The following is a 20,455-nucleotide window of genomic DNA, read 5'->3' as shown; positions in this document are numbered from 1 at the left end:
CGCCCAAATTGTCCTGCGTTATAGGGACCGCGCGAAAAGGTTCAAGGGGTATCGGAAACGGCGGTGAAATTGCCGCTTTCCCCTCTTTCACTTGACGCCGTATTCTCTATACCGCGCAGCACGACAAATGAGGATGCACTTGCGTATTCGTTTCGATCAGGGGCCGGCTGGGCCGGGAACCAGTTTTGACCGGCCAGCCAAGGTGATCCGTGCGGACCAGCCGGACGACGTGCCCCAGGCTCTGGCGGCGCTGGATGAGGCGCGCGCGGATGGTGTGTGGCTGGCGGGCTATGCCAGCTATGAACTTGGGTACGCGCTGGAACCCCGCCTGATCGACCGTCTGCCTGAGGATCGCCGCCTGCCATTGTTGTGCTTTGGCGTTTATGATGCACCCACCCAACGTGATCTTCCACCGGCGGCAGGCGGGGTGACCGGCTTTGTTCCTCGCTGGGACGAGGCGCGGTACACGGACGCCTTTCAGCAGGTGCATGATGCCATCGGGGCAGGAGACATCTATCAGGCAAACCTGACCTTTCCGATTGATCTGACCGTCGAGGGCGACAGCGCGTCGCTTTATGCCGCGCTGGCGTCCGGGCAACCGGTGGGCCATGGCGCATTGGTGCAGCAGGACGGTTTGCCCGATTTGCTCAGCCGCTCGCCCGAGCTGTTCTTCCGCACTGATGCCGACCGGGGGATCGAAACCCGTCCGATGAAGGGCACCCAGCCGCGCAGCGAGGATATGGCCGAGGACGCGCGCCGCCGTTCCTTCCTGACCACCGACGACAAGAATCGGGCCGAGAACCTGATGATCGTCGATTTGCTGCGCAACGATATCAGCCGCGTCGCGTTGCCCGGATCGGTCAAAGTGCCCGAGCTGTTCAAGGTCGAGACTTATGCGACCGTACACCAAATGATTTCGCTGGTGCAGGCGCAGCTGCATCTGGGGGCCGAGCTGTCCGATATCCTGATGGCACTGTTTCCCTGCGGCTCGATCACCGGCGCGCCCAAGATTCGTGCGATGGAAATTCTGTCCGATCTCGAACCCTGGCCGCGCGATATCTATTGTGGCGCTATCGGGTGGGCTGCGCCGGACGGGCGATCCGAGTTCAACGTGGCGATCCGTACTCTGATGGTTGAGGATGGCAAGGCCACGCTGAATGTAGGCGGCGGAGTAGTCTGGGACAGCACAGCCCCGTCAGAGTATGAGGAAGCGCTATGGAAAGCCCGCTTTGCCCGCCAGTTGACCCTGACTTCCGTCTGATCGAAACGCTGGCCTACCGGCCCGATCAGGGGTTTGTGCGGCGGGATCGTCACTTGGCCCGTATGGCGCGGTCGGCACAGGCTTTTGGCATTCCCTTCAATAGTGAACGTGCGGTCGAACACCTTGAGGCAAATGCTGGGAAGGCTCCGCTGCGCTGCCGATTGACGCTGGCCGTTGACGGCGAGACCGACGTGACGACCGGCGCATTGGCTGACAATCCTGCGGTCTGGCGCGTGACTATCGCCGCGCCGCGCCTGAGAGCGTCTGATATCTGGTTGCAGCATAAGACCACTCAGCGCGCTGTGTATGATACGGCCCGAGCGGAATTGCCTGACGGGGTCGATGAACTTCTGTTTCTGAACGAACGCGACGAGCTTTGCGAAGGTACCATTACCAACGTTTTTCTGGACATGCCGGACGGCCGCTGCCTGACCCCGGCCCTCATCAGTGGCGTCCTGCCGGGCATCCTGCGCGAAGAATTGCTGGATAATAAACAGGTTACCGAAGCCACCCTGACCTTGACCGACCTAAAAAACGCAACAAAAATCTTTGTGGGAAATTCGTTGCGTGGTCTGATCCGGGTGGAGTTGGCAATACAGTGAGCAAACAAACCGATTGGGCGGACAGCGCGACACCGCATCTGCGATTGCGACTGGAGTTTGGACTGTTCTTCATCGCCGTACCGGTGCTGATCGCGGTGTTTTTCCCGCCGAACTGGATGTTCCCGTCGCTTTTTACCTTTACGGCCATCGGGATCGTGCTGCTGCATTACACACCGGGATATGCCTGGGCTGAGCTACGGTACAATTGGCAAAACTGGTCGTGGCGTGAGGTCGTGGTCTTCACCATCGCCATGACGGCGTTCTGTGCCGCACTTGTGATGGTTATGCGGCCAGATGCGGCGTTCTTCCTGTTGAGTAACCGACCCGAATTTCTGATCGTGATCTGGCTGGGTTACCCGATCCTGTCAGCCCTGCCGCAAGAGTTGCTGTTCCGCTCGCTGTTCTTCCGCCGCTATCACGCGATCCTACCCGACGGGCGCGCGGCTTACCTGTTGAACGCAGGGCTGTTTTCACTGGCACACCTGATGTACTGGAGCTGGATCGTCGCCATCATGACCTTCGCCGGGGGGCTGCTGTTCACCTGGGCCTACCGCAAACGCGGATCGTTTTTCTATGCGGTCCTGCTACATGCGATAGCGGGGAATATCATCTTCGCCGCCGGTCTGGGCGTCTATTTCTACTCGGGCAACGTGCAAAGGCCGTTTTGACGGCGCGACCCGCCTTGACTTTCCAAGCCTGACAGGGTGTATCGGCGCGACGAATTCTGCGCCCGAAGGGATATTCCATGCACGCCTATCGCAGCCACACCTGCGCCGCTCTGACCGCCGCCAATGTCGGTGAAACCGTCCGCCTGTCTGGCTGGGTGCATCGGGTCCGAGATCATGGCGGTGTGCTGTTCATCGACCTGCGCGACCATTTCGGCGTGACTCAGGTTCTGTGCGACGGTGACAGCGCGGCGTTTGCCGAGTTGGAGAAAGTGCGCTCGGAATGGTGTATCCGCATCGACGGCACCGTCAAAGCTCGGGACCCCGAGCTGGTGAACCCGAAACTGCCGACCGGCGAGGTCGAAGTTTATGTGCGTGAGCTTGAGGTTCTGGGCGCGGCCGACGAACTCCCGCTGATGGTGTTTGGCGATCAGGAATACCCTGAGGAAACCCGCCTGCGGTATCGCTATCTGGACCTGCGCCGTGAAGCGATGCAGCAGAACATGACGCTGCGCTCGGACGTTGTGGCCTCGATGCGTCGCCGCATGTGGGATCAGGGATTCCGCGAGTACCAGACGCCTATTATCACCGCCTCGTCGCCGGAAGGTGCGCGCGACTTTCTGGTGCCGTCGCGTCTGCACCCGGGCAAGTTCTACGCGCTGCCGCAGGCCCCTCAGCAGTTCAAACAGCTGATCATGGTGTCGGGCTTCGACAAGTATTTCCAGATCGCACCTTGCTTCCGCGATGAAGACCCACGCGCCGACCGTTCGCCCACCGATTTCTACCAGCTCGACCTTGAGATGTCGTTTGTCGAACAGCAGGACGTGTTCGACACAATCCAACCTGTTCTGACCGGCGTGTTCGAAGAGTTTGGTGGTGGCCGCAAGGTCGATCAGGACTGGCCTCAAATCTCCTACAAGGACGCCGCCCTGTGGTACGGCACCGACAAGCCCGACCTGCGTAACCCTATTAAAATGCAAGTGGTCTCCGACCACTTCCGCGGGTCTGGCTTCGCGATTTTCGCGAAGCTGTTGGAGCAAGAGGGCACCGAAATCCGCGCCATCCCAGCGCCGACCGGTGGCAGCCGTAAGTTCTGTGACCGTATGAATGCCTTTGCCCAGAAAGAGGGCCTGCCCGGGATGGGTTACATCTTCTGGCGCGATCAGGGTGAGGGGATGGAGGCCGCTGGACCTCTGGCCAAGAACATCGGCCCCGAACGGACCGAGGCGATCCGTCAACAACTGGGTCTGGGCGTCGGCGATGCGGCGTTCTTCCTGGGCGGCAAGCCGAAAGCCTTTGAAAAGGTCGCTGGCAAGGCCCGTGACGTGATCGGCGAAGAACTGAACCTGACCGAGAAAGACCGCTTTGCCTTTGCCTGGATCGTTGATTTCCCGATCTATGAGCAGGACGAAGAAACCGGCGCGATTGATTTTGAGCACAACCCGTTCTCGATGCCGCAGGGCGGAATGGACGCGCTGAATGGTGATCCGCTTGAGGTCAAGGGCTATCAGTACGATCTGGCCTGTAACGGCTATGAGCTGGTCTCGGGCGCGATCCGGAACCACAAGCCCGAGATCATGTTGAAAGCCTTTGAACTGGCGGGCTACGGCGAGGATGAGGTGAAATCCCGTTTTGGTGCGCTCTTCAACGCCTTCCATTATGGTGCCCCGCCGCACGGTGGCTGTGCTGCGGGCATCGACCGGATCGTGATGCTGCTGGCCGATGAGGCCAACATCCGCGAGGTCATGATGTTCCCGATGAACCAGCGCGCCGAAGACCTGATGATGGACGCGCCGTCCGATCCGACCTCGGATCAGTTGATGGAACTGGGTCTGCGGGTCATCCCGCAAGAATAAACAGAACCCCGTCGCAGGCCATGCGGCGGGGTTTTCATTTCCCGCTGGGGCTGCCTGCCTTGTTGGAAATATCCAGCGGGCAGGGCAGAGAGTCGCGGGCGATCCGAATGTTTCGGGCCGCTGCGCGAGCCTGCGTGTAGGCCCAAACGCAGACGATCGCGGCGGTCAGAAAGTAAGCCGTCGCCATCTCAGATCGCCTCACGCTGTTCCAGCCGTGCCTGCACGATGCCCGCGACCTGTGCGGCCAGTGCCGTTACCGGCGTGCCGCTCGCGCGAGACTCGGCCAGCTTTTGGGCTGCATCCGCCAGCACCGTATCTTCGGCATCGCGGGCCACACCGCGCAGGAATTGGGCAGCGTAGTCCAGAGTACGATGATCGTTTGGCCCGGCCAGAACATCGGCGATGTGGGCCATGTCGTCCTGATAGGCCATCGGGTCGGGGCGAATGATTTCATCCCGTATGGCGTGCAGATTGTTGGGACGGCGGTCTTCGGGCAGGCTCTCAAGAATGAACTGCTGAAAATGAGACAAGGATTTCAGCGGTTTGGCCAGGAAACCATCAGCCCCGGCCTGCACAGCTGCATCCTGACCATACGCATCGCCGGACATCGCCAGAATGGCGCCTATACGAGGCGTTGCCTCGGTCAGTTCGGCAATCAGCTCGGCACCAGAGCCGTCAGGCAGGCCGATATCCACCAGAATAACCGAGGGGCGGTAGATTTGCAGATGTCGGCGGGCCGATGTTAGGCAATCCGCACGCCGAATCCGCGCGCCGCTGTGCAGACACATCAGGCGGATTGCGTCGCAGGCATAGCGGCTGTCCTCAACAACCAGAATAGTCTGACCCAGCAGAGGCCGCGTGGCCGTGGGCTGTGCGGGAGAGGCGAAGGGGCTCGAATCGTCCATGGCAGAACTCCTAATCAGCAGATGCCTCACGCTAGGAACTTCTGGCTAACACGACGTTAACGGCAATTTGGCGCACTTGTTCTTTGCCCCAACTCCCCCCATAACCGCTGCAACGCAGAACGTAAGGAGAGTTCCATGATTGGTCGCCTGAACCACGTCGCCATCGCCGTTCCTGATCTTGAGGCCGCTTCAGCGCAGTACCGCAACGCTCTTGGGGCCAAGGTTGGCGCACCTCAGGATGAGCCTGATCATGGCGTGACGGTCGTTTTCATCGAACTGCCCAACACCAAAATCGAACTGCTTTACCCGCTGGGCGAGGACAGCCCGATCAACGGGTTTCTGGAAAAGAACCCCGCCGGCGGCATTCATCACGTCTGCTATGAGGTCGAAGACATTATCGCCGCCCGCGACCACCTGAAAGAGACCGGCGCACGCGTTTTGGGGACCGGAGAACCCAAGATCGGCGCGCATGGCAAGCCGGTGCTGTTTTTGCACCCCAAGGACTTTAACGGCTGCCTGGTCGAGCTAGAACAGGTCTAACCCAAAAGAGGCTGCTATGACGATCACTGCTGCGCTGGTTCTGTTCGCCGTTATCTGGTTCATGACGCTGTTGGTTGTTCTGCCCGTGCGGATCAAGACGCAGGGCGATCTGGGCGACATCGTTCCGGGTACCCATGCGGGCGCACCGGAAGTGCATCACATGAAGAAAAAGATGTGGATCACCACCGGTATCTCGGTGGTGCTGTGGGCGATTATCGCGGGGATCATCCTTTCGGGTGTGATCTCGGTGCGCGACTTCGATTGGCTGAATCAGCTGGAACCGCGCGATTAAGCGTCAGGGCGTTGGCCCTGACAGCTTGTGATAGATATGGGTGAATGTGGCGGCCCCGAGGATCGGGATCACCAAATTCACCAACGGCACCGACAGCGGGATGGCCATCAGCGTCCCGGCCAGCCAGATGGTAGCCGTGTGCTTGGCGCGCAGCTTACGCGCGCCCTCCCGGCCAATCCGGCGCATCGCAGCCAGTGTGAAGTATTCCCGACCCAGCAAGAACCCGTTCATCGCCCAAAAGATAAACGGCGCAAGCGGAGTGAAAATCACATAGAGGATCAGCGCCAGCAGGTTGGCGACAATCAGCACGCCCAGGAACCCCAGCGCATCGCGCAATCCGTCGCTCAGCGAAATGCCCGGAACGGTGGGCAAGGTCGGGTAGTGCCTGTCTTCAACTGCCTGAGCGACCTCGTCCAGAAACATAGAGGTGATGGCTGAGGCCACCGGCACCATCAGGAACACTGGCAATATCAGCACCACGAAGATGCCGGAATAGGACAGCACGTCGTTCAACCACGGCACTGCTCCGATCCAGGGCAGCGAAATCTCGTCCCCGGACAGCCAGTTAATCAACCAGATCGCACCAGCACAGGCCGCAATCAGCAGCACGATCGTCAGGCCAACACCGCGCAGCAGGACCGAGCGGAATTTGGGGTCTCCGATCTGTCCAAGAGCCGCGAAGAACGCGTTGAGGATCATCATTCCGAAAGCCAGGTGGTCAGTGCCGAAACATCGGGGCGGGGGCGTTCCGGCGGGACATTGCCCTCGGTCGCGATGTGGATCAGACCGGCGATGCGTTCGTTGTCCTGCAATCCAAAGGCCTGACGGCAGAACGCAGGGTCATGGGTTTGCCAACCCGACAGCCAGTTTGCACCCCAGCCTGCCGCCAATGCCGCGTTCAGCAAGGCAAGGCAAACCGCCCCTGCGGAATAGGTCTGTTCGATCGCGGGAATTTTCTCGGACGGTTTCTGAACCTCGACCACGGCGACGGCCAGCTGGCCCATATCAAACTGGATCTGCGCCTTGGCAATATCCTCGGCGGTTTTGCCCAGCGCTACTCCGCATTCCTGCGTCAGCGCGGACAGGCGCGGCATGGCGCCTTTTTCCAGCACGATGAACCGCCAAGGCTCAAGCTTGCCATGATCTGGGCTGCGTGCGGCTGCGGTCAGCAGGGGCAGCAGCTCATCCCGCGTGGGGGCTGGGGCGATGAGCGTTTTCGCAGGGCGGGACCGGCGCGATTGCAGGAACTCCAGAGCGGCCGGGTTTTTGAGGGACATATGTAAACTTCCTTTACATGGGCAGATTGTATCTGGTTCAGCGCCTCAGCTGTTTCAAGTGCAAACAGCTGCAATCGACGGATCAATTTCACCCACGGCCTGCAAGCGCAAGCCCCGAAGCGGCTGGGCAAACAAAGCTGCGCGAAAGCGGCTCCTTGTCTACGCGTCCTGATCCGGTTTCTCGTGGATTTGATACACACCTTCTGGCAGATCCAGCGCAGCTGCCAGATCCCGTACCTGTTCCGGTGACAGGGTGATTTTCTGCATCTGCTCTGTGCGCGGGTCCCATTGTTCAAGCGTCACACATTCGGCGAAGCTGTTGATGACCACATCCTCTTGCAAAGGTTTGGGGCCTTCGTCCACCAGAGTAATGACTGTCGAGTCGAATTCATGCTCAATCGAAAACATACGGGCACAGTGCAAGGCAAGGCACTGCAATGCAACCCGTTTCACGCACAGACCGCGGTGGAACAACCCGGTTGCTGCGGCTATGTTGAACGCAACGCCTGATTGGCTCAAAGGACAGTTGATGCGCCATTTCATTTTTCTGTTTGCTTCCCTGCTGCTGTCGGCCTGCGCGGCGGATGGCCTGCGTGTGATTCCGGCCGCTGATTGGCCAGGGATTACACCTGAGGAAATGCCCCGTGCCGAGACGTTCCGCTCGGTCAGTCAGACGGTCGGCAAGGAGGCACGCGCCGAGTGTCTGCGACAGCGTCGGGTCAGCAATTGTGATTTCACAATTCTGGTCGATCTTGACCCGCGCGCCGAGGCCAATGCGTTTCAGACCCTGGACGACAAGGATCAGCCGGTGATCATTTTTACCCGCTCGATGATTCAATCGACCAAAAACCCGGATGAGCTGGCGTTCGTGATGGGGCATGAGGCGGCGCATCACGTGTTGGCGCACATTGACCGTCAATCACAAAACGCGCAGGAAGGCGCTGCGATATTCGACCGTCTGGGCAAGCTGCACGGCGAAGACGGGGCCGATCTGGAACGATCACAAAAGCTGGGGGCCGAAGTGAACGTGCAGGTGAACGTCAAGGAGTTCGAGTTGGAGGCCGATCGGTTGGGAACAATCATTACCTATAATGCAGGCTATAACCCGTTGATCGGCGCCAAGTATTTCGACCGTATTCCCGATCCGGGGGACCAGTTCCTGGGAACACACCCGCCGAATGCGGCGCGGATTCAGATCGTCAAGGACACTGCAAGACAGCTGGGGCTTACTGAATGACATCGCCGACTCAGCTGGGCGTTATCCTGACGGATCGGGGCTCAAAATACGCGGTCTCGGGTGCGACCGTCACCACCCGCGCAGACGTAGATGCGGTGTTGAAAGACCTGAAATCAGACAAGGCCTATGCCCGCGCCACGCATAACACCTGGGCGGCCGTTCTGCCGACAGGGGCGCTGAAGGCTGATGACGGCGAAAGCGGGGCAGGCATCGTTATCTTGCGGATGCTTGAGCGTGCCGGGTTGGACAATCACGTGGTGATCGTTACCCGCTGGTATGGCGGCAAGAAACTGGGTGGAGATCGATTCCGCAGGGTGCAGGATGCAACCCGGGCCTATCTCGACCATATCGGTGTTGGACCTTGACTTGAGTCAAATGCGAAACCTGAGCATTGAACTATCCTGTTCCGGACGTGCGACAGGAAAGGATTTCTCATGCACAGCCGAGACGTTCTGAAACGCCATGCCGGTCTGGTCGATCAAATGGCGACCAAGCTGGGGGTAGACCTGCAAGAAGCAGCAATTGGTGGCGATGTTTCCATGGATCAACTCTCGGACGCAGTGCTGCGATGCACAGGGTGCTCGAACCCGGAGCACTGTCAGGGTTTGCTGGACCAGCACGCCTCGGTCTCGCATACGCCAGAGTATTGCCGGAATCAGGATTTGCTCAGCAAACTGATGCCCTGATGACTCAGGGTTTTCATGCGGCGGCCGATCACGATCCGGTCTAGGTGAAGGGCAATCAGATGCAACGCGATGTTCTGGGCGATGTCGAAAAGCACTTTTGGCTGACCCGATCTGTTGCGCGCTGCATGAACATCTCGCTGACAGAAGCGATGTCAGAAGGGAGGTTGAGCGCTGACCGCTATGCCGAATTGGTGACACGTTGCCGCGCCTCAAAGTGCAGTGAACACTGTGTGCTGTGGCTGGCCGAACAACAGTCCGAGGCCCCTCTGGCCCCGGACTTCTGCGCCAATGCTGACGTGCTGAACGGGTTGAAAACCTAGTCAGAGCTTGGAGTGCGATCCATCGCATAGCGGAGCTTTGGCGCTGTGCTTGCAACCGCAAAAAAAGACCTTTTTGCTGCTATCCGCCGTGTACTTGATTGGTTCAAAGCCGCTGCCTTTGTGTGATCCGTCGCAGAACGGTTGGCGACTGGATTTACCGCAGGAACACCAGAAATAGGTTTTCCCTTCGGTCACTTCGACCGGATAGGGTTCTTTCTGCGCGATGGTGGGGCTGTCTGACATATGGCTTCTCCGACTTTGGCTGATGTCATTGGGCAGTGTAGGGCGATTTAAGCAAAACGGTAGCGTTTGCACAAAAAACCGCTGTTTCAGAATGACCTGCAAGCGTGGTTTCGCCTGAATTCACATTTCCGTGATTGAATTTGTTGCCAAATAACTATCGAAGTCTTAACCTGAGATTGGCCCCGAATTATTGGGCAATATCAGAGAAGTAATAGAGGAATGACGGACATGAAACTCAAATTCGCTGCCGTTGGTGCGATTGCCCTGATTCTGGGGGCCTGCTCGCAGCAGGAAGAGCCGACCCCGGTTTACATCACGCCCGAGTATGACAAGTTCGGCACGCCGAGCTGCCCGGCTGGCACAGAACTGGCCACGACCGAAGCGGGCCAGACCGTGTGTAACCCGGTATCCTCGTAAGAATTTCGCGGACGGCTATTTCCGTAGCCGTCCGCCCATCGCCACCGTTAACCGCCTGAGAAGGGCGGTTTTTTCTTGCCTGAAGATCGCCGCCTATTTGTATCGCGAAAACCCGCGTAGCCGAATGCCGTAACGCTTTGGAACGTAGTAGGGCGAGACCCGTTTCCCGTGGTGCCTGCGGAACGACCTGTGATGCCGTTTCACAGGCTTGACGTGACCTACTTTGGGGCGGGCTTTGTGATGATGCACTGTGGGCGCGGCGTAGTATTTCTTCACCTTATGCTTGCTGCGATGGTGATGCTTGAACGCTTTGCCGCCGACCACGACAAAGCCACCGGAACGAACACTGATACTGTTCGCGGCGGCTGGGGCGGCAAAAAGCTGCACAGCCAGGAGCGCCGCCACACATGTCATAACATACGAACGCATTCGAAACATCGGACCCTCCTTCATACGAATTGAGATGTCCTGACATGATCCACCGATCGCGCCTAAAACGCCAATAAACTTGCCTCACGCTTCTCCGATCCGGGGTGAGTTAGCGCAATTTGCCCCACAGATCGTATTCACCGGCCTCATCAACCTCGACCGAGACGATGTCGCCGGGTTTGAGGGCCTCAAACCCTTCGTCGATGAACAGGTTCCCGTCGATCTCAGGCGCGTCGGATTTGGTGCGGCAGGTTGCGGCCTCATCATCGACCTCGTCCACGATCACGTCCATGATCTGACCGACTTTGGCCGCCAGCTTGGCCTCGGAAATGGCCTGAGCCTTTTCCATGAACCGGTCCCAACGTTCTTGTTTGACCTCGGCGGGAACATGGTCGGGCAGATCGTTTGACCGCGCACCATCGACGTTTTCGTATTGAAAACAGCCGACGCGATCCAGCTGCGCCTCATCCATCCAGTCCAGCAGGCTCTGGAACTCGGCCTCGGTCTCTCCGGGGTAGCCGACTATGAAGGTTGAACGCAGGGTGATGTCAGGGCAAGTCGCGCGCCATGCCGCGATCTCATCCAGCGTTTTGGCGGCGGCGGCAGGGCGGGCCATGCGTTTCAGAACGTCCGGGTGTGCGTGCTGGAACGGAATATCCAGATAAGGCAACACATTACAGCCCGCATCCGCCATCAGCGGGATCATCTCGCGCACATGCGGATAGGGGTAGACATAGTGCAGCCGTACCCACGCATCCAATTGTCCCAGCTCGCGCGCCAGATCAGTGATGTGGCTGCGCACCTCGCGGTCTTTCCACGGGTTCACGTCGTATTTTCGGTCCAGCCCGTAGGCGGACGTGTCCTGCGAGATCACCAGAAGTTCGCGCACGCCATTGTCGACCAGTTTCTCGGCTTCACGCAGCACAGCATGGGCGGGCCGGCTGGCCAGTTTTCCGCGCATGTCGGGGATGATGCAGAACTTGCATTTATGGTTACAGCCCTCGGAAATCTTGAGATAGCTGTAATGGCGCGGGGTCAGCTGCACACTGGCCGCAGGCAGCAGATCCACAAACGGATCCGGATCGGGCGGAACCGCCACGTGAACCGCATCCAGAACCTGCTCATATTGATGCGGCCCGGTAACCGCCATGATGCGGGGATGATGCTCGCGAATATAGTCCGGTTCGGCCCCCAGACAGCCGGTCACGATAACCTTGCCGTTTTCGACCAGAGCTTCTCCGATTGCGTCCAGAGACTCGGCCTTGGCGCTGTCGAGGAACCCGCAAGTGTTCACAATCACGGCATCGGCGCCCGCGTAATCGGGTGAAATCCCGTATCCTTCCGCTCGCAGGCGGGTCAGAATGCGCTCACTATCCACCAATGCCTTTGGGCAGCCCAGCGACACCATACCAATGGTTGGCTGGTTCGGGCGGGGCGTATCGGTGATCCGGGCGGCAGGCGCCAGGTCGGGGCGGAGGTTTGGCGGGTTCGTGGTCATGGCGCGGCATATAGTGGGGAACGCTTCCCCTTGCAAATGCGGGCTAGGCTTTGAATGATCTTTTTAACGCATGCCCAATAAGCGGAGAGCAGAAAAATGAAGTGGCTGTTGCGCATTCTCTTCCTATTCGTGGTCGCTTTCGGCCTGGCGATCGGCGCTTTGCTGCTGATGCCGGGGGACAAACTGGCCGCTATTCTGGCCGAGCAGGTCAAAAGTGAAACCGGACGGGAACTGAAGCTGTCGGGAGATGTGAACCTCTCCTTCTGGCCGGTTCTGGGGATGGAGACAGGCGCAGTCACGTTCGGAAATGCCTCCTGGGCAGGGTCCGAGCCGATGCTCAGCGCGGACAGTTTAGCCATTGGCGTGGATGCCGCTGCGCTGATCAATGGAGACCTGCGCATCCGCCGGGTGATCGCCGAAAACCCGACCCTGCGCCTTGAACTATCGGACGGGCGCGGCAATTGGGAGTTCGGCGCGACCACTCCCGCCAATACCGAAAGTGGCACATCTGCACAGGCATCGCAGCCGAGCGCGGTGACGCTGGACCGGCTGGAGCTAACCAATGCGCGGCTGCTCTATGTCGAAAACGGTGAGACGACGTTTGATTTTGCCGGAGTTGATCTGTCGGCCAGTTGGCCGGGGCCGGACGCGCCGATGATTGCAGAGGCTCGGATAGCGGTTCCGGGCGGCCACGTGAATGTTGATCTCAAAATTCCTGATCTTCCCGCCTATGCGGCGGGTGCTGTCACCGGGCTTGAACTGGCCCTGACCGCACCGGGCGGAGAAGTGGGCTTTGACGGGCGTGTCAATCTGGCCGGTGACATGGATGGCGCGCTTGAGGTCAAGACTTCGGATACTGAAAGGATGCTGGCCGCCTTCGGTCAGGCTGGAGTTGGGGTGCCGTTGGGGCTGGGCCGTGCGGCAGATGTTTCTGCCCGGATGACCTATACCAGCGACGGTCGGATTTCGCTGCGCGAGATGGTGGCGCGGCTGGACAATAACCGCCTTACCGGCGAGGCGGATATTGAGATTTCAGAACCGCCAAAACTAACTGCGCGGCTTCAAGGCGGCGATCTGGATCTGTCTCGATATAACGAAACGTCCGCCCCCTCAGGCGGAGGAGCCGGCGCGCCAACTGAGGGCTGGTCCACCGCACCGATTGATGCCTCGGCTCTTGCGCTGGCGAATGGGGAAATTCGCCTGACCGCCTCGTCCATCACCCTGCCTGAGGTTGCGCTTGGCCCCAGTGACCTGACGATGTCGCTCGACCGTTCTCGTGCGGTTCTGAAAATGAACCCCGCGACCTTATATGGGGGGCAGGTCAATGGGCAGGTGGTCGCCAATAATCGCAATGGTCTTTCGGTGGGTGGCAAGCTCAACGCAACTGGGATTGACCTTAAGCAGGCCCTGTTTGCACTGGGCGGGATCGAGCGCCTTTCCGGCACCGGGTCAGGGGAATTCGAGTTTCTGGGCGTTGGTCAGACCGAAGACCAGATCATGCGCTCGCTCAGCGGAAAGGGCAGCCTGAATGTGGGGCAGGGGGTCATCTCGGGCTTTGATCTTGACCGTTTGATGGGGCGTGCCAATGGGGCAGGCGGAACGACCGTTTTCAACAGTCTGACTGCCAGTTTTACCATGGATCAGGGCGTGCTGAACAATAATGATCTGCTGATGTCGCTGGATAATTTCCGCGCCGACGGATCCGGGCAGGTGAATATCGGTGGTCGCACAATCGACTACCTGTTCACGCCTACTGCCCTGCGCGCCAATTCCGGGCAGGGCCTGTCTGTGCCGGTTCGGATTGTCGGGCCGTGGAGCGACCCGTCCATCAAACCAGACCTGAGCAAGGTGATCGAAGCTGCTGCCGAAGGTCAGCTGAAAAAACTGGAAGATGACGCCAAACAACAGGTTCTGGACCGGGTCGGAAATGAGCTTGGCACCGCGGTGACAGATACCGAAAGCGTCGAGGATGCCCTGAAGAACAAGCTTGAAGAAGAAGCAAAGAAGGGCCTGCTGAAACTGCTGGGCGGAAATTAAAGCGATAGGGCGCACCGGGGCGCCCCATCCAAGTTTCGATCAGATCGTTTGGTCGTAATCGCCCACGCCCGGTTCAGTCCGGATCACAGCGTCGATATCGGCGAAGATGGCGCGCATTTCTTCTTCGCTGTCGCTGCTTTCGCACACCACGACCAGATTTGGCGTGTTCGACGAGGCGCGCACCAGCCCCCAACTGCCATTGTCCAGAATGACGCGCGCGCCGTTGACGGTGACAACTTCTTTGATCGCGCGGCCGGCAAAGGTTTCGCCCGCATCGGCCTTTGCAACCAGTTTGTCGACCAGCCGGTTGAGGATGTCATACTTCTCAGTGTCGGCGGCATAGGGCGACATGGTTGGGGTCGCCCATGTTTTTGGCAACGCCTTGCGCAGGTCCGACATGCTTTTGTCCGGGTTGCGGTCCATCAGCTTGCAGATTTCCACGGCCACCCGCATGCCGCAGTCGTAACCACGCCCGATCGGTTCGGCGAGGAAGTAGTGACCCGATTTCTCGAACCCGGCGAGGGCGTTGATTTCCTTGACCCGACGCTTCATGTGACTGTGGCCGGTTTTCCAGTAATCCGCCTTGATGCCATGCGCTTGCAACTCGGGGTCGCTGGCGAACAGGCCGGTTGATTTCACGTCGGCCACAAAGGTTGAATTCGGGTAGAGCTTGGCCAGATCACGAGCCATGATCACGCCGACCTTATCCGCGAAAATCTCTTCGCCTTCGTCATCCACAACACCGCAGCGGTCACCGTCGCCGTCAAACCCAAGCGCCAGATCGGCGCCACTGGATTTAACGCTGTCGGACATGTCGTGCAGCATCTCCATCGCCTCTGGGTTGGGGTTGTAGTTGGGGAAGGTGTAATCCAGCTCGTTATGGCTGGGTACGACCTCAACACCCATTCGTTCGAATATCTCAGGTGCAAAGGCCGAGGCGGTACCGTTGCCCGTGGCGCAGACGACCTTAAGCGGGCGGGACATTTTGAAGTCACCGACCAGATCGTCGACATAAGCCTCTTTGACGCCTTCGACGAATTCGTATGACCCGCCTTCATGCGGTGAACCTTCGCCGTTCAGAACAATGTCGCGCAGCTCTGACATCTCATCGGGGCCATGGGTCAGCGGACGCTCAAACCCCATCTTCACGCCGGTCCAGCCGTTCGGGTTGTGGCTGGCCGTAACCATCGCCACTGCTGGAACATCCAGATGAAACTGCGCGAAATAGGCCATCGGGCTGAGCGCGGGGCCGATGTCCTTGACCTGAATACCAGCCTGCATCAGACCCAGGATCAGCGCGTTTTTGATCGACAAGGAGTAGTCGCGATAATCGTTGCCTACTGCGATAACAGGCGCGATCCCGCGTCTGCGCATCTGGGTGCCAAGACCCAGGCCCAACGCCGTCATTCCGGGCAGGTTGATCTCTTCGGGGTATTTCCAGCGAGCGTCATATTCGCGAAACCCGGTCGGCTTGATCATCGGGTCACGCAGAAAGCTCCAGGTGTTTGGTGTCACCTCGGGGATGGGTTTGGTCATCGCTTTACTCGTTATCAAATCTGAATCGGGTTGGCCTTGGCCAGCGCATCAAATCGCATCAATGTGTCAATTAATTGGGGCATCTGATCCAGAGGGATCATGTTCGGCCCATCCGAAGGCGCCGTATCGGGGTCCTGATGTGTTTCGATGAAAACAGCGCCCACACCCAACGACACCGCCGCGCGGGCCATCACGGGGGCAAATTCGCGCTGCCCACCTGACGAGCCGCCCTGACCACCGGGCTGCTGAACCGAATGTGTGGCGTCCATGACCACGGGATACCCGGTCTTTGCCATCTGCGGCAGACCGCGCATGTCGGCCACAAGCGTATTGTAGCCGAATGAGGTGCCGCGTTCGGTCAGCAGAATGTTCTGATTGCCGGTGCTTTCGACTTTGGTGACGATATTTGTCATCTCCCACGGGGCAAGGAACTGGCCCTTTTTGACGTTCACGGCTTTTCCGGTGTTGCCTGCCGCCAACAGCATATCGGTCTGACGGCACAGGAAGGCCGGAATTTGCAGAACATCGACTGCCTCGGCGGCAATGGCGCACTGAGCTTCGGTATGCACGTCGGTCAGAACCGGGATGCCCATCGTCTTGCGGATGTCATCCAGAACCTTCAGCCCGGCATCAATCCCCATGCCCCGCTTGCCTGACAAAGACGTCCGGTTCGCCTTGTCGTACGAGGCTTTAAATACGTACTGCGCACCGGCGGCGTCGCAGGCGTCTTTCATTTTGCCGGCGATCATCTGGGCGTGATCGGCAGTTTCAAGCTGGCAGGGGCCAGCAATGATCGTCAGGGGCAGATCATTGCCGACCGTGAGGTCGGAGATTTTTACATGTTTCATATGTCTTACGAGGATACCTGTTCACGAAGGACCGACGCGGTAAGCGAGATCATCAGGTAGATACCAGCAAACAACAGGAAAGCCAAAATCGTATTTTCAAACTTGCGCGGATAGGTGGGTTCCTGGCTTGCGACAGGTCTTACCGACACCGTCAGATAGCGCACTTTGCGGTTGGCCTCGGTGCGGGTGGTTTCCATTTGCTGCATAGCGGTCTGTAGCATCATATCGCGTGCCACCAGGTCGGCCTGTGCCATCTGAATCCGAACGCTGAGCCGCGCCAGCGAATTTTCGCCTGCCGAGACATCCAGCATCTCGGCGTTCAGTTCCGCAAGCACCGCCTCAAGCCTTTGAATGTCTGCCTGCACCCCATCGACCTTGGCCTGGTTCGGTCGGAGATTGTCCAGCAACGCAGCCAGTTGCAGTTCTTTGTCCTGCAAAAGAAATTCAATCTCATTGATGCGCCCGCGCAAGCCGGCCAGCACATTCTCGGGGTCCAGAACCGCGCCTTGCAGCTGCAATTCGATCAGTTCTTCCTGCGCTTTCCTGCGTTCTTCCTGCGCAAGTTCAAAACTGGCAATGGCATCGCGCATCTGGTCTTCGCGCTTTAGCTCGGTCAGGCCATTGATGGTTTCTTCGGCGTAAGAGAGCAGACGGTTCGACAACTCGACCGCGATATCGGCAGTTGGGGCTGCAACCTCCATCCGGATGATGCCATCGCTTGGGTCATAGCCGATCGTCACCATCCGCTTGTACAGCTTATAGGTATCCTCAAGGCTCGCATCCTGCGGCAAGCGCTGGATCGGGTCGATCCATTCCTGTTTGAAGATTTCCGAAAAGTTGGTGTCCTGCTCCAACCGGACCAGCGCGTCTTTGGATTCTAGAAATTCCTGCGTTGCAACCGAATCCTGCGCGGTCGCGTATTGCGTCCCCGCCAGAAAACCGCCGAACGACGCGCCACCGCCATCGGCCTGAAGAATCGAGTACGCGGAATCGCTGGCGTACATGGGTGTCGCGATCCGATAGAAATAAATCCCGACAATCAGCGTTGGCAGCATGACAAAAACGGCCAGCCGAGCGAACAGGGCAAACAGCTTGCGTCTGCGCCGGCGCGCAATGTCCTTTTGTATTTCTCCGATTTCCAGATTACGCCGCTCTGCCGGACTCATCTCGGGTCCCGGCAGGTTCTGCGGGGTGTCCTTGACCGTCTGCGGCAGTTGTATGGTGATTTTGTCCTTGGCCGGATCGTCGTCCTGCTTCTTTTCGGCCGCCAAATCCATCAAGTTGGCGCGCTCAAATGGGTCGATCCCCTGTTCGCGTAGCAGGCGCACGGCGTCGTAGTCCGACGTGGCCGCCAAGCCGTTTTTCTGCGCCAGCCGCCGCGCCACGCGCAATTGCCGACCGGTCAGGCCTTCGCGCTTGATCTCTTCGATGTCGGTCGAGGGTGGTGCCGTATTGGCCGCCTCAGCAGGTTGCGTTGCCTTTCGGATACGCGAAATCGCGTCGGCGCGGGCATCCGGAGATCCCTCACCCCGCCGGTTCCGCCGCCAGCTATATTTTTTAGCCTTGGGTTTGGTAGTCATAAAGCTGTTTTGCCTCTTCCAAGGTTTCAAACATGTAAAGCTGACCGTCCAGAAGAACCGCCGCCTGCTGGGCAAACTTCTCGAGCGTCGCCGGGCTGTGCGAAACGATCACAAGCGTGGTCGTGCGCAGGCGTTCTTTCAGGATGTCCCCCGCTTTTCTGTTGAACTCGACATCCGTGGTCGCGGGCATCCCTTCATCAATCAGATACATGTCGAAGTCCAGCGCCAGCATCAGCGCAAAGGTGAACCGCGCGCGCATTCCCGAGGAATAGGTCCCAAGCGGTTGATCGAAATACTCACCCAACCCGCACAGCCACTTGCAGTAAGCTTCGACATAGTCGGGGTCCATGCCATAGATTTTGGCGATGTAGCGGGCGTTTTCCAAAGCTGAAAGCCGGGTCGCCACCCCGCCGGTAAACCCCATTGGAAAAGAAATCCGGCAGTCCTTGCGGATCACGCCCTCATCGGGTTTTTCCAGTCCGGCCATCATGTTGATAAGCGTCGTCTTGCCGGTTCCGTTTGGGGCGAGGATGCCAATCGAACGCCCCAGCTCAATCCGGAACGAGACCCGGTCCAGGATCACCTTACGGCGTGTCCCGGTCCAGAAGGATTTGCTGACATTCTCGAATTCCAGCATGTGCGGTCTGCTCAGTTCCGTGTTTCGTGCCGGCTGTATCGCATCTGCGCTACCGATCCATGTTGGCTACATTATGTCGAATTGTGAAACAAATGATCAATGCGCTTCGGTACCGCCTTTTGTGATTGTGACTTTTGCAACGGTTGGCCGCGGCCCGCGCGCTGATTATCTTTCCTTCCGACTCGGAACCAGTCTGATGCAGGAGTTCTTGCGATCTTATGAATGCGTTGCAGAAAGAAATAAGCGCCTGCCGTTTGTGCGCCGACAGGTTTCGTGCCACGCATACCGCACACGAGCCGCGCCCGGTGGTCTGGTTTCAACGGGGCGCACGACTGCTGATCGCAGGGCAGGCTCCGGGTGCGCGCGTGCATGCGTCGGGCCGTCCTTTCACTGATCCTTCGGGGGATCGGTTGCGCGATTGGCTGGGGGTCGACGAGGCCACGTTCTATGACCGGAACCGCGTGGCGATTGTGCCCATGGCGTTTTGTTTTCCCGGCTATAATGCGCGCAATGCCGATTTGCCGCCGCCGCCGATCTGTGGGCAGACATGGCACGACAGGGTCATGCACGACCTTGGTGACATGCCGCTGACCGTTCTGGTCGGTGGCCATGCACATAAATATCACCTTGGCACGCGCACCGCCGTGACCGACACGGTGCGCGGATGGAGGGACCATGCGCCGCGCGTGTTCCCCTTGCCTCATCCGTCGTGGCGGAATACGGCATGGCTGAAGAAAAACCCGTGGTTCGAGGCTGAATTGCTGCCAGTTCTGCGCGCGCGGGTGCAAGAGGTTCTGAATGACTGAGACTACGGCCCTGGATGCCGCCCATGCCGCGATGGAGGCCAGCCCGCAGGATGATGCGGCACGCCTTCGGTTCTTTGAACGGCTTGCCGATAGTGAGCTTTTTTTGATGCTGACCGAAGAAGCACAGGGCGAGAACATCTCGCCCGAGTTGTTCGATGTCGCCGATGGTCGCTTTGTGTTGGCCTTTGACCGCGAGGATAGGCTGGCCCGGTTCGCCGAACGCCCCGTGCCTTACGTCGCACTGTCGGGGCGGGTGTTGTCGGCGATGCTGTCAGGGCAGGGGATCGGATTGGGGCTGAACCTTGAGGTCGCGCCTTCGTCAATGTTGATCCCGGCTGAAGCTCTGGCGTGGCTGGCCGCAACTTTGGACCATGCCCCTGAAGTGGTCGAGCAGCGCCTGGCCGCGTTTCTGCCGCCAGCGGGCTTGCCAGATCATCTGCTGACGGCCTTGGACGCAAAGCTGGCCACAGCAGTGGGGTTGGCACAAGCTGCTTATCTGGTGGGTACAAAATCCGAGGACGGCGGTGCGGGCCATTTGTTGGGGTTCGTCGGCGCAGTGAACGGTGCAGAACCTGCATTGGCCAAAGCCGCATCCGAGGCGTTGACGTTTTCCGGAATCGAAGCCGGGGCGATGGATGTGGGCTTTTTCGCCGCGCATGAACCTGCCGCGGCCTCTCTGGCGAAGGTCGGTTTGAAATTCGACCTGCCGCAACCCGAAGAGCGGGTTGTTCAGCACATTGCGCCGGGCAGTGACCCGGATAAACCGCCGGTTCTAAAATAAAG

At 59.0% G+C, this 20,455-nt stretch carries 26 protein-coding genes; 14 read left to right on the top strand and 12 right to left on the bottom strand.

Going from position 1 to position 20,455, the window contains the following annotated elements; translation table 11 throughout:
• Positions 1 to 133 precede the first annotated feature (133 nt).
• The 4 genes from ACOQOY_RS06620 (at position 134) to aspS (ending at position 4,384) form a co-directional block, all read left to right on the top strand.
• Positions 134 to 1,261, top strand: coding sequence for an aminodeoxychorismate synthase component I (locus ACOQOY_RS06620; RefSeq protein WP_420584674.1), 1,128 nt, complete (start codon positions 134 to 136; stop codon positions 1,259 to 1,261).
• Entirely contained in the window at positions 1,216 to 1,863 is a 648-nt protein-coding gene (locus ACOQOY_RS06615; RefSeq protein ID WP_420584673.1) for an aminotransferase class IV family protein, read from the top strand. The genes ACOQOY_RS06620 and ACOQOY_RS06615 overlap by 46 nt, the downstream gene beginning before the upstream one ends.
• A complete protein-coding gene (locus tag ACOQOY_RS06610; RefSeq protein WP_420584672.1) occupies positions 1,860 to 2,531 on the top strand; it encodes a CPBP family intramembrane glutamic endopeptidase in 672 nt (223 codons plus the stop codon). The genes ACOQOY_RS06615 and ACOQOY_RS06610 overlap by 4 nt, the downstream gene beginning before the upstream one ends.
• 77 nt (positions 2,532 to 2,608) lie before the next feature.
• A complete protein-coding gene (aspS, locus tag ACOQOY_RS06605) occupies positions 2,609 to 4,384 on the top strand; it encodes an aspartate--tRNA ligase (RefSeq protein ID WP_420584671.1) in 1,776 nt (591 codons plus the stop codon).
• Between the two features lie 34 nt (positions 4,385 to 4,418).
• Here aspS and ACOQOY_RS06600 read toward each other — a convergent pair whose 3' ends face one another.
• A complete protein-coding gene (locus ACOQOY_RS06600; protein WP_420584670.1) occupies positions 4,419 to 4,571 on the bottom strand; it encodes a hypothetical protein in 153 nt (50 codons plus the stop codon).
• A gap of 1 nt (position 4,572) precedes the next feature.
• Positions 4,573 to 5,289: a response regulator gene (locus ACOQOY_RS06595; RefSeq protein ID WP_420584669.1), complete on the bottom strand. Its 717-nt coding sequence runs from the start codon at positions 5,287 to 5,289 to the stop codon at positions 4,573 to 4,575.
• A 135-nt stretch (positions 5,290 to 5,424) separates the two neighbouring features.
• On the opposite strand from ACOQOY_RS06595, the gene mce reads away from it, so the two are divergent.
• Both mce and ACOQOY_RS06585 read left to right on the top strand, forming a co-directional pair.
• Positions 5,425 to 5,829 (top strand): methylmalonyl-CoA epimerase, encoded by a 405-nt coding sequence (gene mce, locus ACOQOY_RS06590; RefSeq protein ID WP_420584668.1) that lies wholly within the window; start codon positions 5,425 to 5,427, stop codon positions 5,827 to 5,829.
• Between the two features lie 16 nt (positions 5,830 to 5,845).
• Complete coding sequence (locus ACOQOY_RS06585; protein WP_420584667.1) at positions 5,846 to 6,121, top strand: DUF1467 family protein; 276 nt, start codon at positions 5,846 to 5,848, stop codon at positions 6,119 to 6,121.
• A 3-nt stretch (positions 6,122 to 6,124) separates the two neighbouring features.
• On the opposite strand, the gene ACOQOY_RS06580 is transcribed toward ACOQOY_RS06585, so the two are convergent.
• The 3 genes from ACOQOY_RS06580 to ACOQOY_RS06570 form a co-directional block, all read right to left on the bottom strand.
• On the bottom strand, positions 6,125 to 6,823 hold the full coding sequence (locus ACOQOY_RS06580) for an EI24 domain-containing protein (protein ID WP_420584666.1): 699 nt from the start codon (positions 6,821 to 6,823) through the stop codon (positions 6,125 to 6,127).
• Positions 6,820 to 7,398, bottom strand: a complete 579-nt coding sequence (locus ACOQOY_RS06575) for a nitroreductase family protein (RefSeq protein ID WP_420584665.1) — start codon at positions 7,396 to 7,398, stop codon at positions 6,820 to 6,822. The genes ACOQOY_RS06580 and ACOQOY_RS06575 overlap by 4 nt, the downstream gene beginning before the upstream one ends.
• Positions 7,399 to 7,557: 159 nt before the next feature.
• Positions 7,558 to 7,806, bottom strand: a complete 249-nt coding sequence (locus tag ACOQOY_RS06570) for a hypothetical protein (protein WP_420587220.1) — start codon at positions 7,804 to 7,806, stop codon at positions 7,558 to 7,560.
• A 121-nt stretch (positions 7,807 to 7,927) separates the two neighbouring features.
• Between ACOQOY_RS06570 and ACOQOY_RS06565 the strand changes: the two genes are divergently transcribed.
• The 4 genes from ACOQOY_RS06565 to ACOQOY_RS06550 all read left to right on the top strand — a co-directional run bounded on the left by ACOQOY_RS06565 (position 7,928) and on the right by ACOQOY_RS06550 (position 9,641).
• Entirely contained in the window at positions 7,928 to 8,635 is a 708-nt protein-coding gene (locus ACOQOY_RS06565) for a M48 family metallopeptidase (RefSeq protein ID WP_420584664.1), read from the top strand.
• Complete coding sequence (locus tag ACOQOY_RS06560) at positions 8,632 to 9,000, top strand: YigZ family protein (protein WP_420584663.1); 369 nt, start codon at positions 8,632 to 8,634, stop codon at positions 8,998 to 9,000. Before ACOQOY_RS06565 ends, ACOQOY_RS06560 begins: the two co-directional genes overlap by 4 nt.
• A gap of 69 nt (positions 9,001 to 9,069) precedes the next feature.
• A complete protein-coding gene (locus ACOQOY_RS06555) occupies positions 9,070 to 9,321 on the top strand; it encodes a DUF6455 family protein (RefSeq protein ID WP_420584662.1) in 252 nt (83 codons plus the stop codon).
• Between the two features lie 59 nt (positions 9,322 to 9,380).
• On the top strand, positions 9,381 to 9,641 hold the full coding sequence (locus ACOQOY_RS06550) for a DUF6455 family protein (protein WP_420584661.1): 261 nt from the start codon (positions 9,381 to 9,383) through the stop codon (positions 9,639 to 9,641).
• Here the strand turns inward: ACOQOY_RS06550 and ACOQOY_RS06545 are convergent, their stop codons facing one another.
• Positions 9,642 to 9,884 (bottom strand): CDGSH iron-sulfur domain-containing protein, encoded by a 243-nt coding sequence (locus tag ACOQOY_RS06545; RefSeq protein WP_420584660.1) that lies wholly within the window; start codon positions 9,882 to 9,884, stop codon positions 9,642 to 9,644.
• 228 nt (positions 9,885 to 10,112) lie between these two features.
• Here ACOQOY_RS06545 and ACOQOY_RS06540 point away from each other — a divergent pair, with 228 nt between their 5' ends.
• Positions 10,113 to 10,301, top strand: coding sequence for a hypothetical protein (locus ACOQOY_RS06540; RefSeq protein ID WP_420584659.1), 189 nt, complete (start codon positions 10,113 to 10,115; stop codon positions 10,299 to 10,301).
• Positions 10,302 to 10,394: 93 nt separating this feature from the next.
• Here ACOQOY_RS06540 and ACOQOY_RS06535 read toward each other — a convergent pair whose 3' ends face one another.
• Entirely contained in the window at positions 10,395 to 10,739 is a 345-nt protein-coding gene (locus tag ACOQOY_RS06535) for a hypothetical protein (protein WP_420584658.1), read from the bottom strand.
• Positions 10,740 to 10,839: 100 nt separating this feature from the next.
• Positions 10,840 to 12,228 carry a 30S ribosomal protein S12 methylthiotransferase RimO gene (gene rimO, locus ACOQOY_RS06530; protein WP_420584657.1) on the bottom strand — a complete coding sequence of 463 codons (1,389 nt, stop codon included), beginning with the start codon at positions 12,226 to 12,228 and terminating at the stop codon, positions 10,840 to 10,842.
• 96 nt (positions 12,229 to 12,324) lie between these two features.
• Here rimO and ACOQOY_RS06525 point away from each other — a divergent pair, with 96 nt between their 5' ends.
• Positions 12,325 to 14,265 carry an AsmA family protein gene (locus tag ACOQOY_RS06525; protein ID WP_420584656.1) on the top strand — a complete coding sequence of 647 codons (1,941 nt, stop codon included), beginning with the start codon at positions 12,325 to 12,327 and terminating at the stop codon, positions 14,263 to 14,265.
• A gap of 39 nt (positions 14,266 to 14,304) precedes the next feature.
• On the opposite strand, the gene ACOQOY_RS06520 is transcribed toward ACOQOY_RS06525, so the two are convergent.
• Genes ACOQOY_RS06520 through ACOQOY_RS06505 form a run of 4 tightly spaced genes read right to left on the bottom strand, consistent with a single transcriptional unit; the run spans position 14,305 to position 18,866 of the window.
• Positions 14,305 to 15,801 carry a phosphomannomutase/phosphoglucomutase gene (locus ACOQOY_RS06520; protein ID WP_420584655.1) on the bottom strand — a complete coding sequence of 499 codons (1,497 nt, stop codon included), beginning with the start codon at positions 15,799 to 15,801 and terminating at the stop codon, positions 14,305 to 14,307.
• A gap of 14 nt (positions 15,802 to 15,815) precedes the next feature.
• On the bottom strand, positions 15,816 to 16,649 hold the full coding sequence (kdsA, locus tag ACOQOY_RS06515; protein ID WP_420584654.1) for a 3-deoxy-8-phosphooctulonate synthase: 834 nt from the start codon (positions 16,647 to 16,649) through the stop codon (positions 15,816 to 15,818).
• Positions 16,650 to 16,654: 5 nt separating this feature from the next.
• On the bottom strand, positions 16,655 to 18,229 hold the full coding sequence (locus tag ACOQOY_RS06510) for a capsule biosynthesis protein (protein ID WP_420584653.1): 1,575 nt from the start codon (positions 18,227 to 18,229) through the stop codon (positions 16,655 to 16,657).
• Complete coding sequence (locus ACOQOY_RS06505; protein ID WP_420584652.1) at positions 18,207 to 18,866, bottom strand: ABC transporter ATP-binding protein; 660 nt, start codon at positions 18,864 to 18,866, stop codon at positions 18,207 to 18,209. The genes ACOQOY_RS06510 and ACOQOY_RS06505 overlap by 23 nt, the downstream gene beginning before the upstream one ends.
• 218 nt (positions 18,867 to 19,084) lie before the next feature.
• Here ACOQOY_RS06505 and ACOQOY_RS06500 point away from each other — a divergent pair, with 218 nt between their 5' ends.
• Both ACOQOY_RS06500 and ACOQOY_RS06495 read left to right on the top strand, forming a co-directional pair.
• Complete coding sequence (locus ACOQOY_RS06500) at positions 19,085 to 19,672, top strand: uracil-DNA glycosylase family protein (protein WP_420584651.1); 588 nt, start codon at positions 19,085 to 19,087, stop codon at positions 19,670 to 19,672.
• Positions 19,665 to 20,453: an SseB family protein gene (locus ACOQOY_RS06495; RefSeq protein ID WP_420584650.1), complete on the top strand. Its 789-nt coding sequence runs from the start codon at positions 19,665 to 19,667 to the stop codon at positions 20,451 to 20,453. The genes ACOQOY_RS06500 and ACOQOY_RS06495 overlap by 8 nt, the downstream gene beginning before the upstream one ends.
• The last annotated feature ends 2 nt before the right edge of the window (positions 20,454 to 20,455 follow it).

The sequence above is a fragment of the Ruegeria sp. genome (genome assembly GCF_965221235.1).
Lineage (GTDB): Bacteria > Pseudomonadota > Alphaproteobacteria > Rhodobacterales > Rhodobacteraceae > Ruegeria.
The sequence above is the reverse complement of the archived record's forward strand: the minus strand, read 5'-3'. Positions and strand labels throughout refer to the sequence as shown.